Here is a 14,823-nt window from a genome sequence, read left to right on the forward strand (position 1 = left end):
CCGCAAGTGAATGATCCACACGGAAGGACGATAGATTATCTCCGCATCGCCGATGAGTTAACGTTCAGATTTTCATATTGTTTTTTATAAGGAGTTTATCGTTTCCAATACCGCCTTCTGACAGTTCTCAGCTGCGAGTTTTATATTCCATTTTCTCTTGTCGCGTATCCCCACAATATTGCTTATCCCTCTCAGTTCAAGCATTGATATCCCGTATATCGTACATACCTGTGCGACGGCAGCGCCTTCCATGTTCTCGCAGAGCGCATTGTATCTTTTCTCAAGCTGAAGGGCTAATTCACGTGTGGCTGTTGCTGCTGATACGGTAACAAAGCTGCCTGTCTTTATTTGTGTGATGCGTAATGCCATGCCGGCGGCAGTATTAAAGAGATTTGTATTAAGCGGGAATTCATTAAAATATTTTCTCTTCCCTATCTGTACAAGCGGTATGCCGATCTTTTGCATGCCTTCAATGCCTTTTGATGTTATAACGCCTTCATCGCCGTATATCTCTTTTTCCGCAATGGCGATATCGCCCGCTTTAAGTCCGGAGTTGGGGTATGAACCTCCTATTCCTATATTAATGATAAATCGGATCTTGAAATTCTCAAGAAGAGCTGCCGCAGAAAGTGCAGCATTGACTTTGCCTATGCCGGTATTCATCAGCAGGATATTCTTCTTGAAAAGTTCTCCCTGATAAACATCTCTGCCGGCAATGCTTGTCTTTTTGACAGATCTGAGTTCTGCCAGTAACAGTTCAGACTCAAAAGGGACAGATGAAAGAATGGCGGTATATGTCATAAGCTTGTGTGATTCAATTAATGAGACTGACTCTTTATCTGTCCCATGAGTTTTTCTGAGAGTTTGGGGTCGATCTCTTTCAGTTTGTTATATTGCCGGAGAGATGCCTCTTTATTATTCACGGTTAGATAGGTAAGGCCGAGATTGTAAATGGCCTCTGCATATTTAGGCCTGAGCTTTACCGCCTCTTCAAGGGCTTTTATTGATTCATCATAAATTCCCAGATCGCTGTACGCCAAGCCAAGATTATAATGAGCCATTGCATGTTCCGGGTTCAGTTTGACAGCCTTTTTGTAAGAATTTATCTCCTCTTTGCGCATGTTTGTTTTTCCGTAAGAAAGCCCAAGCTTATACCAGTGCTCCGCTTCTTCTGCCGGAGCCTTTTTATTAATATCGCCTGATGTTGTGATCTTCATGGATGAGTTTTCGTAACTGGAGGCGGGGTATTCGATTTTTTTCGTTGCTGTCTCATCCGGTTTCCGGACACTGACATCCAGGGATTTTTTTGTGCCTGAGCTGTAACTGACAAGATCGATGGGCATGGCAAAGTTGAGGTTCTGCGACTTCATCAGGAGAAAGGTCACAACTCCGACTACCCTTCCTTCTTCATTAAAGACCGGGCCGCCGCTGCTGCCCTGAGAGATCGGGGCGGTTATCTGCAGAACCCTTTTACCGGGGCCCATCTCTCTTATCCCGCTCAGTATGCCGTCAGAGATAGTGTTCTCAAGGCCCTGAGGGCTGCCTATCACATATATCTTTTCACCGATGGCTATATTGTCGATGCTGCCGAGTGTTACTACAGGATAATTTCCCGCCCTGATCTTAAGAACAGCAAGGTCATTCTCTTTATCGTCACTGATTATATCTTCGACTTTTACTGCCTTGTTATCTATCTTTACGTAGATACTGTAAGCGCCTTCTATTACATGGTGGTTTGTTACTATCGCTCCGTTCTTACTTATGATAAATCCGCTTCCCTGGCCCAGCGGATTGTTCTTTTTATCATAGGTCTTGACCACGATAACTGCATCATTGTTATCTTTAAATATCTTTCCTGCATCGGCAAGAGAGGTGTGGGGAAATAAAAGCAGGCAGATAATAAAAATTAAGATGTTTTTTATCTTCACGTCATGTCTTGACATTAGAGTCACCATGTAAAAAAGTTTAGCTTTAAGCAAGTTATCGCTGTCTTGATAATAGGATATCATATGGAATGTATAGTTATCATGAATCTATACAAATATACTTGGATGGGAATTGTCCACGCATGTGTTATTGCGCCATTATTATTCAACATGTTATGTGATATAATCTTTTAATCTTTAAGAGGTGCGCTGTGAAGATCAGGTATATTTTCTACATTTTGCCCGTATTCATATTTCTATCTTTCATATCTCTCAAGGCAGGCGCAGAGGAGGTCAATAAGATGACAGATAACATACACTGGTTAGGGCATGACACGTTTAAGATAGTCGGGGAAAAGGTGATATATACAGACCCGTTCCAGATAAAAGAGAAGGACACGGCTGATATCATTCTCATCACACATGAGCATCGTGACCACTGTTCCGCTGCAGATATTGAAAAGGTCTCAGGCAAGAAGACCATAATAATAGCGACTCCTGACTGCGCCGCAAAGCTTTCTGGAGATGTAAGGTTCATTAAGCCCGGTGATAAGATAACCGTTGAAGGCGTCAACATTGAAGCAGTGCCAGCATATAACACGAATAAGAAGTTCCACCCTAAAGGCAATAACTGGGTAGGTTATATCTTCACACTTAACAACAAGAGGATCTATATAGCAGGCGATACTGACCATATCCCTGAGATGAAGGGCCTCAATGTGGACATAGCGTTTTTACCTGTATCAGGGACGTATGTCATGACTGCTGAAGAGGCTGTGAAGGCAGCTATGGATATTAATCCAAAAGTAGCCATACCCATGCACTATGATTCAGTCGTCGGGAGTATGGATGATGCAAAGAGATTCGCGCAAGGGCTGAAGGGCAGAATAGAAGTCAGGATATTAACGGCGGAATAGAACGTGGCTGATGCAAAGAAGATAGCAAGGCTTTTGATCAAAAAATATCCTGACCCTCAGCCGTCACTTGACTTCTCAACTCCGCTGGAACTCCTCATAGCAACCATCCTTTCAGCTCAGTGTACTGACAAGAGAGTGAATGAGGTTATAGTCCCTCTCTTTAGGAAATACAGGTCTGCTTCTGATTATGCTGCCGCAGACCTGAAGACATTTGAGCAGGAGATCAGGCCGACCGGCTTTTACAGGAACAAGGCAAAGATGATAATTAATTGCTGTAAAAAAATTATCGAGGAATTTAACAGCAGGGTGCCGGGGACGATGGAGCAGCTGATCACTCTGCCCGGGGTCGGGAGAAAGACCGCCAATGTAGTATTGGGAAGCGCATTCGGCAAGCAGACTATCGCTGTTGACACTCATGTCCTGAGGGTATCAAACAGGCTCGGGATAGCGCACTCCAATGATCCTGAAAAGGTCGAATACGAGCTTGTTGCCCAGTTCCCAAATAAGAAATTGACAGCGCTGAATCTTGCACTCATATTTCACGGCAGGGAGACCTGCAAGGCAAGAAGGCCTGCGTGCGCTGAATGCGTTCTGTTTGATGAATGTGAATGGAAGGAAAAGGTTTCATGAGCATCAAATCTTTTGAAGAGGATATCAAGACTGCATTTAAGGGAGATATCCTGGGAAGGAAGGTAATATTTGTCAGTTCAACCGACTCAACTAATGATCTGGCAATGAAGTTAGGGGAAGAAAGCGACGAACCTGAAGGGATCATAGTTGTTTCAGATTCTCAAACAGCAGGCAGGGGAAGGATGGGACGCAGCTGGATATCTCCTTCCGGCGTCAACCTTTATTTCACAGCACTTCTGAAGCCCGGCTTCCCAACTATTGAAGCGCCGTTATTAACATTGACTGCTGCGGTCGCATGCGTATCTGCTATCAGAGATCTAACCGGTATAAATGCAGAGATAAAGTGGCCTAATGACCTTCTGGTTAACAACAGAAAGACAGGGGGCATACTTCTGGATATGAAGACGTATAAGGACAATATAAAGTTTGTCGCAGTAGGCATCGGCATAAATGTAAACATGGACCCTGTGATCTTCCCGGAGGATATTAAGCCTTATTCAACATCACTGGCCAAAGAGTGCGGAAGAACTATCGACAGAGTGGAACTTTTCAAGAAGATACTCTCTGAACTTGAGCAATCGTATAAGTCTCTCCTGTCTGGAGGCAAGGTTGCCATGCTCCAACAGTGGCGACTGTTCAGCTCAACGCTCGGGAAAAATGTTTCTGTCAAAATGTATGATAAGGTCATATCCGGGATCGCAGAGGATATTGATGGTACAGGCGCACTGGTCATAAAACTTCCTTCAGGCGGTCATGAAGTTGTGAATGCCGGAGATGTGACAGTGCTGAAAAAAAGTTAAAAAATAAGGAATAAAGTCTTTTTTATTATTATGCTTTTCCTAATAGACGCAGGGAATACAAGCCTGAAGGCCTGTTTTTACGATAAAGGCGCCAGGGATGTTTTAAGGTTAAGCACTGCCGTTGTGAGACAGGCTGCGGCTGATGAATTATGCGGGATGCTCAAGGACTTTTTTGCCAGGCAAAAAGACGGTAATCCTGAAGGGGCTGTTATATCTTCGGTTGTGACCGATGCCACCCCGTTGCTGGCTGATGCCGTCAGAAAGGTATTCAGCCTTGAGCCGGTGATTGTCGATCATGTGAAAAAGACAGGGTTAAAACTTCATATAAAAAATCCCGAGTCTGTAGGGTCTGACAGGCTTGCCAATGCGGCTGCGGCCAACAGGTTTTATAAAGGGCATAAGATAATTGTTGACTTTGGAACAGCAACGACATTCAGCGTTGTCACTGAAGAAGGCGGGTTCAGGGGAGGTGTTATAATGCCCGGCATTGATATATCGGCAAAGGCGCTTGCCAGCAACACTTCAAAACTGCCTGAGATAGATATTAAGGCCCCTGAAAAAATTTTGGGGGATAACACAACTGATGCTATACTTTCAGGTATAATCATCGGACATGCCGGGGCTGTTGACAGGATAATTGAAGATATAGAAAAAGAGACCGGCTTGGATTATACTGTAATAGTGACCGGAGGGCGCGCTGATATGATGGCGCCATATATCAGGTCAAAAAATAATATTGACCCTGACCTTGCATTCAAAGGACTGAAGGCCATATACGATCTTAATTCATAGCCCTGATTTTGTTGCTTATATATTTTTATCATAAATTATTAATTTATTTCGGGAGGTGTAACGTATGAAGATCGAACGTATTCTTTTCCCCACGGATTTTTCTGAAGGCTCGGACAACGCGCTGCATTACGCAGTGGATCTTGCAAAGCAGTATAACGCCAAGCTTTATATACTTCATGTCATCTATGATGTTATGAAAGCAATGGACGCCCATGTGCCGCATACCTCGGCGGATGAGCTTTACAAGGATCTGGACAAGTGGGCCATGGATGAGATAGAGAATTGCTGTATAGAGGAGATCCGGGCGCTGCCGAATGTGGTAAAGAAGGTGGTCAAGGGCATCCCTCATGAAGAGACTATCAGGATGGCAACTGAAGAAAAGATAGATCTAATAGTTATGGGCACATACGGCAGGACAGGCCTCGACAGGCTGCTCTTTGGAAGCACGGCAGAAAGGGTCGTAAGAAAGGCCCCATGCCCGGTGCTTACCGTAAGGGTTCCCGAGCATAGAGAATTATAACCAGAGTGAAGGCCTGTGAAATCCTCCTTTTGTTGATGATGGGTTCACAGGCCTTTCTTTTTCTTTTGTACCGAGCTTGCTGGAGAAAAAGGAGTGCTCAAACCGGGCGTTAGAATTGAAACCTTATCGTTATTTAGCAATATCTGTAGCAATATCTGTTTTAGCGCATCTCATCCTTCTTGCCTTATTATCTGAAACATACCTTACACAGAAGGGGATTACGCCTGTATTTAATGTCGATCTTGTAGCCCCGCCTGAAGTTGAAAGAAATGTGCTTGCAACGGTAATTCCCAGGCGTTTAATAAAGCAGACAAGAAGAGAGGCTCCTCTGGTGAAATCTCCGAAGTCCGTTCTTTTAACTAAGCCTGAGACAATGTTTGGAGATGGGGATTCAAATAAGGTTTCAGAAAATATTGCCGAATCAGCTGCCGTTGATAGGTCAGAAGCCGGCCCTGAAAGCAAAACAACTGTTGTTGACACTTCTTCAGAAATATCCAAAGACGGGTTTTATCTTGCGGGTGAATCCTCACTCTACAACAGAGAAAAGATAGTGAAGCGCGGAGAAGGTGTATCATCAGAGAGAAAGGTTATCTCTTTTGATACGTCAGACCTGAAATACAGGGGTTATATGAGATCTTTGAAAGAGAAGATAGAGGGGATATGGCAGTATCCTGAGGAAGCTAAAAAGCGTGGGAGATCAGGTGATCTTAATATGAGATTTGTGATAAACAGAAACGGAACGCTTGGTGAAATAGAGATCATAAGGCCGTCAGGTTTCCCGGAGCTTGATAATGCTGCAAAGAAGGCTGTGAAAGACGCATCCCCTTTTTGGCCTTTGCCCCGGGACTGGGAAGGAGATGACTATGCAATTGACGGCCATTTCATTTATGACATGCGCGGTCCTTATGTATGGTAGATGGAGGATTCGCATCTTATCTTTTCCTTAATTCAAAATAAAAACCTGCTATAATATTCACTAATTATGGAAATACTGAAGCTCGTAAAATGGCAGGACATCCTTGACGTTATTATTGTAGCGGCCATAATCTATCGGCTCCTTCTGATAATCAAGGGGACCAGGGCCGCGCATATGCTTATAGGATTGTCGGTCATCTTTGCCGTATTCCTCTTTTCCGGCCGGCTCAAGCTCTATACAATAGACTGGATAATCCAGACGCTCTGGGCGCAAATCGTCCTTGCGGTTATCATACTGTTCCAGCCGGAGATCAGGAAGGCGCTGGCGCATATGGGCAAGGCGAAGTTCCTGCCTTCTTTCTCAAGCGCGGAAGGGCTCAGGTCGCGTGAAGAGATAGTGAAGGCGGCGGTCTCGCTTGCCAACAGGGAGATGGGCGCGCTTATGGTAATTGAGAGAGAGAACAGCCTTGATGAGATAATGGAGATAGGCACGCAGCTTGACGCTAAGGTCTCACAGGAAATCCTACTAAGCATATTTCATACATCCTCTCCTATTCACGACGGCGCAGTTGTCATACGAGGCAACCGCATTATCTCTGCCGGGTGTTTTCTGCCTCTGACATTAAGTTCGAAACTGTCAAAGTCTTTCGGCACAAGGCACAGGGCCGGGATAGGGCTTACTGAAGAGACCGATGCTGTTGTGGTGATAGTTTCTGAGGAGACAGGGACTATCTCTGTTGCCATAGGAGGCAGGATAATGAAGAATATGGATTCCGGCAAGCTCAGGGATTTTCTCACAGAGAGCTTCAGCACGACAAAGGTTAAAAAAAGATGATAAAGGAATTCTTTCTTACAAATATATGGCTAAAGCTGATATCGCTCGTCTTCGCTGTCTCTCTCTGGTTCTTTGTTATCACCGGCAGCCAGATCGAGACAGTTGTTCAGGTGCCGATAAAGTTTGTTAACATGCCGAAGGGGCTGGAGTTAGCTGTTGCGCCTGATAAAGTAAGTGTCGGCATAGAAGGATATGAGAGGGTCATTGATGGACTTGGGAAGCATGACATCACATTTGAGTTGAATATGAGCAAGGTTAAAAACGGCATGAATGTTTTTACGCTCTCTGAAGAGAATGTTAAACTGCCGGGACATCTTGAAGTGAACAGCATCTCTCCACAGACTGTCAGTCTGATGCTTCAGGAAAGGAATTAGGAGGCTGCATGGAATCTGAAGGGAAAAAAAGGATGAAACTTTTCGGAACTGACGGCATAAGGGGCAAGGCAAATCATCCTCCTATCACCGGCGAGATAGCCTTTGAGGTCGGCCGCGCCGCTGCGTATGTCCTTAAGAAGAAGCACGGCCGCGACATGATCCTCATAGGTAAGGACACCAGGCTTTCAGGGTATATGATCGAGAGCGCGCTTACATCAGGGATATGTTCGATGGGAGTTGATGTTATCCTGGTCGGCCCGATGCCCACGCCCGGCATAGCATTTGTCGCAAGGAGCCTCAGGGTAGACGCTGGTATAGTCATATCAGCTTCACACAATCCATATGATGATAACGGGATAAAGTTCTTCTCCTCAGACGGCTTCAAGCTCCCTGACAGCGTTGAGAGAGAGATAGAGGATATGGTCTTCTCAGAAGAGCTTAAGAATATACGGCCTGAGGGAGACGGCATAGGAAAGGCGCATAGAGTTGATGACGCATCCGGCAGGTATATTGAATATGTAAAGGCATCTTTCCCCAAGGGCAAGACGCTTGAGGGAATGAAGATAGTCGTTGACTGCGCCAACGGCGCCACTTACAAAATAACCCCGCATGTGCTGAGCGAGCTTGGAGCGGATGTTATAGCCATTCATGACAAGCCTGATGGTATTAACATAAATGCAAACTGCGGCTCGACATATCCTGAGGTGATACAGAAGGCGGTCATTGAAAATAATGCTGACATAGGCATCTCACATGACGGCGACGGCGACAGGGTCATACTCTGCGATGAAAAGGGAGAGATTGTTGACGGCGACAAGATAATGGCGGTCTGCGCCCTTGATATGAAGAAAGAAGGGACGCTGAAGAATAACCTCGTTGTTGCCACGGTCATGAGCAATATAGGTTTTGAACTTTATCTGAAAAAATCAGGCATCGACCTGATAAGGACGCAGGTAGGCGACAGGTATGTTGTTGAAGAGATGATCAAGGGAGGTTATAACCTCGGCGGCGAGCAGTCAGGGCACATAATATTCCTCGACTACAACACGACTGGTGACGGTGCCATATGCGCCCTTCAGGTGCTTGCCGTAATGATAAAGACCGGCCAGTCGCTTTCAGAACTTGCGTCACAAGTGCCGATATATCCGCAGGTGCTTATAAATGTCACTGTGCCAAAGGCAAAAAAGATAGAGAAGTTCCCTAATGTGCTTAAGGCTGTTGAAGCGGCTGAGAAGAAGCTCAAGGGCGGCAGGATCCTGGTAAGGCCCTCTGGAACAGGGCCCAAGATAAGGGTGATGGTTGAGGGCGATGATATGAAGAAGATCCGTAAAATAGCAGAGGAGGTTGCCGAGGTCATAAAGACTGAGATGGGGTGATATCTTCAGCAACAGCCTTTATACTCGGCATAGCCTATTTTCATTTCCTCCCATTCTTTCCTTTTACAATTAATTTTTTAATCATAATAACCGCGTACTATCTTCATCTCAGATGTAAAAAGAAGAAGGCCATATTACTCGTCTCTTTATTTTTTCTTTTCGGCATCCTCTATTCTTTTGCAAGGCATGACCCGATACCTGAGATACAATTCCCTCAGGATAATGTATCTGTCAGCGGCACGATATCCGATCTTCCCGAAGCCTCAGAAGATAATCTCCGCATCACTTTAGATAATGTCTCGCTAAACGGGAAAACCATAAGGGGCAAGGTCAGGATCTATCTTCTTTCAGATAAGACACGGCAAGCCGCACCGATCTTATACACAGGCGATGTTGTAAACACCATTACTAAACTCAAAGAACCCTCTACATTCAACAACCCCGGTGTATATTCATATGATTCCAAAAAAGACGGAATAGCAGGTACGGGCTATACCAAAGAAATTAAACTACTTCAGAGAGGCAAAGGCTTTTTCGCATGGATAGGCGGAATGAGGCTGAGGCTCGGCGGCATTATCAATGACAGCCTATCGCATGATAACGCGTCATTCAATAATGCGATAATCACAGGGCTTAAGCGCGGGATGGGGCAGGATGTGCTTGACCACTTCAGCTCCACCGGCTTAACCCATCTCCTCAGCATATCAGGCACACACTTCGGCCTTCTCGCCTTTCTCATATTTCAGTTTGTGAAGAGGTCATTGGGATTTCTGCCTGATAAAGCTTTCAAGGCGATGACATTGTGCATTACGCCGACTCAGGCGGCTGTTGTCGTGACGATGCCCTTGCTCGTATTCTATATGCTTCTGGCAGGCGCAGGCGCTCCTGCTGTCCGTTCATTCATCATGGCATTCATATATATGCTTGCGCTTTTGCTCGGCAGAAGAGGGCAATGGCTCAACTCGCTCTCCATCGCCGCGTTCATTATTCTTCTCTACGAGCCTTCTTCACTATTTGACCTTTCATTTCAGCTCTCATTCATTGCCGTACTTTCGTTAGGCATCATAATGGAGAATAAGGAAGAAACGGATCAGCTATCAGAGAGTCGGAATACTGAAAAGAAAAAAGGAATTTTTATCTACGCAGATAAATTCATAAAAAGCCTGAAGGCGTCAATACTGATAACCATCGCCGCTGTGCTTGGAACAGCGCCTCTCATTGCGTTATATTTTAAACAATTTCCTCTGGTATCGCCTTTGACAAACATGATAATCACGCCGATTGTCTGCTTCATAATACTGCCGTTAGGATTTCTGACAGGATTTGCATCACTCTTGTTTGACCTGAAAACACTGCCGCTAAGTTGGCTTATAGATATGGCAACCGGCTTTACCATTCATCTGACAGAGATATTCTCACGTATCCCTTATGCGAACATTCATGTCCCGAATCCATCGTTTCTGATGATAATGCTTTATTATCTTTCATGTTTATTTCTGCTTAAAAGCAGTGTGAGGTGGAGATATTTCCCTCTCGTTCTTGTTGTAACCTTTTACCTCTTAAATCCTCTTTTATCCAAAGATAATTTCAGGGTGACTTTTATGGATGTAGGGCAGGGAGACTCTTCTCTTGTTGAACTGCCGGATGGGAAGGCAATGCTTATTGACGGCGGGCCTGCTGCTCCTGATTCCGGCAGAATGGTGGTTGCGCCTTACTTGTGGTCTAAAGGGATAAGAAAGATAGACTATCTTGTAATAAGCCACACTCATCCTGACCATTACGGCGGCATCGCTTATCTTCTGAATAATTTCAAGACAGGCGAGGTATGGACAAACGGCAGGGGGTCTGATGTGATAACGGGTTTGATAGATAATGCCGAAGATCAGAAGATAATTGTTAAGACATTAAAGAGAGGACAGCTTCTCGAAGGGAATGGGTATAAGATCTATGTGCTTCACCCGTATGAAGATTTTTATGCCGGTTCTCCAAGAGGTGCATTCTCAGATGAGAACAGCGGGTCATTGGTGCTGAAGATTGAGTCTGATGACGGGTCGGTGCTTTTTACAGGCGATATAGAAGAGGAGGCTGAAAATGACATCGCCCATCTCGGCGCATGGCTCAAAAGCGATATCATAAAGGTCCCGCATCATGGCGGAAGGACATCAAGCTCTATCAAACTTCTCAATGCTGTTCGACCTGAGATTGCAGTAGCGAGCGTCGGCAGGCACAATTCATTTCATCACCCTCATGAAGAGACTGTTAAAAGATACACTGGATCAGGAGCAAGGTTATTTAGAACTGACAGGGACGGGGCGGTCATCGTTACATTCAACAAGAAAGGATATGACGTAACGACATATTGGGATAGTGAATTCAAAGAAGTTGACACTTGGGCGGATGAGGCAAGGAACCTGATGTTGCTGCTCTAACTATTCATCTGTAAAAATAAAATACTATTTGCATGTATATGCACATTGTTATGGAAGAATTATATTGACAAATTAGCTTAATACCGTTATTGTCTTTGTAAATATAATCGGATAACAATAGTAAGACATTGTTTAACCTTAACAGGGTAATAAAAAGGGGGGGGACACCTTGAAAAGAACCGCCGTCATCATATCGATCCTTTTATCAATATTCATCCTGCTTCCTTCAAGCGCATCTGCTGTGTGGACAATTCAAACGGTGGACAGTACGGGGGATGTAGGCGAGGACACCTCCATAGCGATAGACTCATCGGGCAAAATGCATATCAGCTATTGGAATTATACCAATAGAGACCTCAAGTATGCGACAAATGCATCAGGTTCATGGGGAATAACTACAGTAGACAGCACAGGACAGGTAGGCGAGTACACCTCCATAGCTGTCGACCCATCCGATAAAGTACATATCAGCTATTACGATAATACAAACGGTAACCTCAAATATATCACTAACTCATCAGGATTATGGGTTGCTGCGACGGTCGACAGCATCGGCCTGGTTGGTAAATATACCTCCCTCGCATTGGACTCCTCAGATAAGGTGCATATAAGCTATTATGACGAGACCAACTCGACTGTAAAACATGTTACAAATGCATCCGGGTCATGGGTTGGTGAGATTGTAAGTTCTGTTCAAGGAGACGGGTTTAATCCTCATCATACTTCAATAGCGATAGACTCCCTCGATAAAATCCACATAAGCTTTGCCTCTTACGGCTGTAAGTATGCTACAAAAAATATGTCCGGTTCGTGGGTTGTCACCACCCTGGACTCCGGAGCGAACAATTATTTATCTAACTCAATAGCGGTTGACTCCCTGGATAATGTGCATATCAGTTATAACTTTTATCAAAATAGTACAAATCATAGCTTTCTCAAGTATGCAAATAATGCGTCAGGTTCATGGGTTAAGGAGACAATAATTGATTTGGGGACAGCGTCAACCGATCGATATAATTCAATAGCATTGGATTCATCAAATAATGTCCATATTAGTTATCTCGATTATCCTGCCTGGAGGGTTAAGTATGCAACCAATATTTCAGGCAGTTGGACTACTGAAACAGTAGATAACATTGTTTTCGCAGCTGATTTTACTTCTATAGCCGTGGACTCTTCAGGCAATATTCATATAAGTTACTACGATATTACCAATCGTGACCTGAAGTATGCACTTATGAACGTAAGTTATGATAATGACAGCGATGGTTACTCTGTGTTAGCTGGTGATTGTGATGACTATGATCCTTTAGAGTATCCGGGACAGACATGGTACAAGGATTCAGACGGAGATGATTACTCTGACGGCACTACAACTACACAATGTCAGCGTCCAGCAGACTATTTTGTATCATTAGAACTGACTTCAACTTCTACTGACTGCAATGATACAGCCCCAGGAATCAATCCTGCTGCTACTGAAATATGTGATGGCGTAGATAATAATTGTGATACTAACATTGATGAAGGATCAGATCTCGATTTAGATGGATACGATAATGTTTGTGACGGAGACTGCAATGACAATGATGCAGGTATAAATCCCGGAGCAACAGAAATATTATATAACAGCAAAGATGACGATTGTGATGTCTTTACGCTTGACTACACATGGCAAACAGAAACAGTAGATAGCAATGGAGATGTCGGAGCCTATGATTCAATAGCCCTGGATTCGATGGGGCATGTCCATATCAGCTATTATGACGCAACTAATGAGGACCTTAAGTACGCAACAAATTCCTCAGGAGTCTGGATGACTGAGACGGTTGAGAGTACCGGAAATGTAGGCAAGTACAGCTTTATAGCGATTGACTCGCTGAATAAGGCTCATATCAGTTATTACTCCGCCGGCAGCGGTGATTTAAGATATGCCACAAACTCTTCAGGTTCATGGGTACTACAGACAATTGACAGTTCAGGATACGCGGGTGAGTACAGTTCAATAGCAATTGATCCCTCGGATAAAGTTCACATAGCTTACAGAACCATAGATTACATCGGCGATCCTCATCATGCTCTAAGATACGCAACAAATAAATCCGGGGCATGGATCATATCAACTATTGAAGAGAGCACAGCAGGGACTCTTACATATATAAATGACATATCATTAGCGGTCAACTCATCCGGCAACTACCAGGTCAGCTATGTAAATGAAACCGATACAAGTACTCATTATTATGAAGAACTCAAGCATAACGGTCAAACACTGGAATCTGCAAATGATGCCACTATACCGGAATCCATCCAGAATACATCCATTAAAATAGATTCTTCAGGCAAAGTGCATATCAGCTATACAACGGACGGTTATTATGATTGCCGGTTGAAATATGCTACAAACAAAACAGGTTCATGGAACCTTGTGACTGTACACGGATACACACAAAGCTGTGAAGACACCGGCAGGTTTGAAGAGAATTCGATAGCGTTAGATTCATCGGAGAATGTTCATATAGTATTTAGAGTTTTCTCGTCAAGCATACGCCATGCGACAAATGCATCAGGTTCATGGACGTACCTGGAACAAATAGGCAGCGGCACTTATCCTTCACTGGCAATAGACTCGGCTGATTCTATGCATGTCAGTTATTATGATGCAGCCAACGGCAACCTTATTTACGCGACAAATGCCACTCCTAATAATATAGACAACGACGGAGACGGCTACACAGAGAACCAGGGAGACTGCGATGATACAACCGCTGCCATCAACCCCGGTGTTTCAGAAACCTTCGGCAACACAATAGACGATGACTGTAACCCTGCAACCCCTGATGTGAATGTCACCCCAACCGCAAACGCAGGCGGGCCGTACGCAGGGACAGAGGGAACAGCGATAACACTTAACGGTTCAGGCTCAAGCGACCCGAATAACAATATCTCCACATACGAATGGGATATAGACAACAACGGGACATACGACTACAGCTCTTCATCATCTTCACAGAGCCATACATACGCACAGCAAGGCACATATACAGTCAAGTTGAGGGTAACTGACGCTATGAGCGCAACATCAGAGACAACCACAACAGCGGTGATCTCAGACACTTCACCTTCAGCAGGCTTTACCGGCAAACCCGTAAGCGGCAGAACGCCTCTAACCGTAACCTTCACAAACAGCTCAACAGGCAATGACCAGCCATTGACATACGAATGGGATTTTGACAATAACGGCACAGTTGACTCGACACTGTCCAACCCTTCATATGAATACACAACTGAAGGCACATACACCGTAAAA

The 14,823-nt window shown here is 44.5% G+C and carries 13 protein-coding genes; 11 read left to right on the forward strand and 2 right to left on the reverse strand.

Features of this window, described 5'->3' with window-relative positions:
* Positions 1 to 84 precede the first annotated feature (84 nt).
* Both mqnB and Q7U10_07730 read right to left on the reverse strand, forming a co-directional pair.
* Positions 85 to 801, reverse strand: a complete 717-nt coding sequence (gene mqnB, locus Q7U10_07725; GenBank protein MDO8282495.1) for a futalosine hydrolase — start codon at positions 799 to 801, stop codon at positions 85 to 87.
* A 17-nt stretch (positions 802 to 818) separates the two neighbouring features.
* A complete protein-coding gene (locus tag Q7U10_07730; GenBank protein MDO8282496.1) occupies positions 819 to 1,943 on the reverse strand; it encodes a trypsin-like peptidase domain-containing protein in 1,125 nt (374 codons plus the stop codon).
* 284 nt (positions 1,944 to 2,227) lie between these two features.
* Here Q7U10_07730 and Q7U10_07735 point away from each other — a divergent pair, with 284 nt between their 5' ends.
* The 11 genes from Q7U10_07735 to Q7U10_07785 form a co-directional block, all read left to right on the forward strand.
* Positions 2,228 to 2,842 carry an MBL fold metallo-hydrolase gene (locus Q7U10_07735; protein ID MDO8282497.1) on the forward strand — a complete coding sequence of 205 codons (615 nt, stop codon included), beginning with the start codon at positions 2,228 to 2,230 and terminating at the stop codon, positions 2,840 to 2,842.
* A 3-nt stretch (positions 2,843 to 2,845) separates the two neighbouring features.
* Positions 2,846 to 3,472: an endonuclease III gene (gene nth, locus Q7U10_07740; protein MDO8282498.1), complete on the forward strand. Its 627-nt coding sequence runs from the start codon at positions 2,846 to 2,848 to the stop codon at positions 3,470 to 3,472.
* Entirely contained in the window at positions 3,469 to 4,272 is an 804-nt protein-coding gene (locus Q7U10_07745; GenBank protein MDO8282499.1) for a biotin--[acetyl-CoA-carboxylase] ligase, read from the forward strand. Before nth ends, Q7U10_07745 begins: the two co-directional genes overlap by 4 nt.
* Positions 4,273 to 4,302: 30 nt before the next feature.
* Positions 4,303 to 5,064 carry a type III pantothenate kinase gene (locus tag Q7U10_07750; GenBank protein ID MDO8282500.1) on the forward strand — a complete coding sequence of 254 codons (762 nt, stop codon included), beginning with the start codon at positions 4,303 to 4,305 and terminating at the stop codon, positions 5,062 to 5,064.
* Positions 5,065 to 5,128: 64 nt separating this feature from the next.
* On the forward strand, positions 5,129 to 5,584 hold the full coding sequence (locus Q7U10_07755) for a universal stress protein (GenBank protein ID MDO8282501.1): 456 nt from the start codon (positions 5,129 to 5,131) through the stop codon (positions 5,582 to 5,584).
* A gap of 115 nt (positions 5,585 to 5,699) precedes the next feature.
* On the forward strand, positions 5,700 to 6,500 hold the full coding sequence (locus tag Q7U10_07760; protein MDO8282502.1) for a TonB family protein: 801 nt from the start codon (positions 5,700 to 5,702) through the stop codon (positions 6,498 to 6,500).
* Between the two features lie 66 nt (positions 6,501 to 6,566).
* Entirely contained in the window at positions 6,567 to 7,334 is a 768-nt protein-coding gene (gene cdaA, locus Q7U10_07765) for a diadenylate cyclase CdaA (GenBank protein ID MDO8282503.1), read from the forward strand.
* Positions 7,331 to 7,708 (forward strand): CdaR family protein, encoded by a 378-nt coding sequence (locus tag Q7U10_07770; GenBank protein ID MDO8282504.1) that lies wholly within the window; start codon positions 7,331 to 7,333, stop codon positions 7,706 to 7,708. Before cdaA ends, Q7U10_07770 begins: the two co-directional genes overlap by 4 nt.
* 8 nt (positions 7,709 to 7,716) lie before the next feature.
* Positions 7,717 to 9,084, forward strand: coding sequence for a phosphoglucosamine mutase (gene glmM, locus Q7U10_07775; protein ID MDO8282505.1), 1,368 nt, complete (start codon positions 7,717 to 7,719; stop codon positions 9,082 to 9,084).
* On the forward strand, positions 9,081 to 11,513 hold the full coding sequence (locus tag Q7U10_07780) for a DNA internalization-related competence protein ComEC/Rec2 (GenBank protein MDO8282506.1): 2,433 nt from the start codon (positions 9,081 to 9,083) through the stop codon (positions 11,511 to 11,513). Before glmM ends, Q7U10_07780 begins: the two co-directional genes overlap by 4 nt.
* Before the next feature lie 169 nt (positions 11,514 to 11,682).
* A partial coding sequence (locus Q7U10_07785; GenBank protein ID MDO8282507.1) for a PKD domain-containing protein occupies positions 11,683 to 14,823 on the forward strand: 3,141 nt, incomplete at its 3' end.

It is taken from the genome of Thermodesulfovibrionia bacterium (assembly GCA_030646035.1).
GTDB lineage: Bacteria > Nitrospirota > Thermodesulfovibrionia > UBA6902 > UBA6902 > JACQZG01.

Bases quoted from the DNA above. Each gene is read 5' to 3' on its own strand.
- mqnB (MDO8282495.1), bottom strand. From the start codon at position 801: ATGACATATACCGCCATTCTTTCATCTGTCCCTTTTGAGTCTGAACTG.
- Q7U10_07730 (MDO8282496.1), bottom strand. From the start codon at position 1,943: ATGTCAAGACATGACGTGAAGATAAAAAACATCTTAATTTTTATTATC.
- Q7U10_07735 (MDO8282497.1), top strand. From the start codon at position 2,228: ATGACAGATAACATACACTGGTTAGGGCATGACACGTTTAAGATAGTC.
- Q7U10_07745 (MDO8282499.1), top strand. From the start codon at position 3,469: ATGAGCATCAAATCTTTTGAAGAGGATATCAAGACTGCATTTAAGGGA.
- Q7U10_07750 (MDO8282500.1), top strand. From the start codon at position 4,303: ATGCTTTTCCTAATAGACGCAGGGAATACAAGCCTGAAGGCCTGTTTT.
- Q7U10_07755 (MDO8282501.1), top strand. From the start codon at position 5,129: ATGAAGATCGAACGTATTCTTTTCCCCACGGATTTTTCTGAAGGCTCG.
- cdaA (MDO8282503.1), top strand. From the start codon at position 6,567: ATGGAAATACTGAAGCTCGTAAAATGGCAGGACATCCTTGACGTTATT.
- Q7U10_07770 (MDO8282504.1), top strand. From the start codon at position 7,331: ATGATAAAGGAATTCTTTCTTACAAATATATGGCTAAAGCTGATATCG.
- glmM (MDO8282505.1), top strand. From the start codon at position 7,717: ATGGAATCTGAAGGGAAAAAAAGGATGAAACTTTTCGGAACTGACGGC.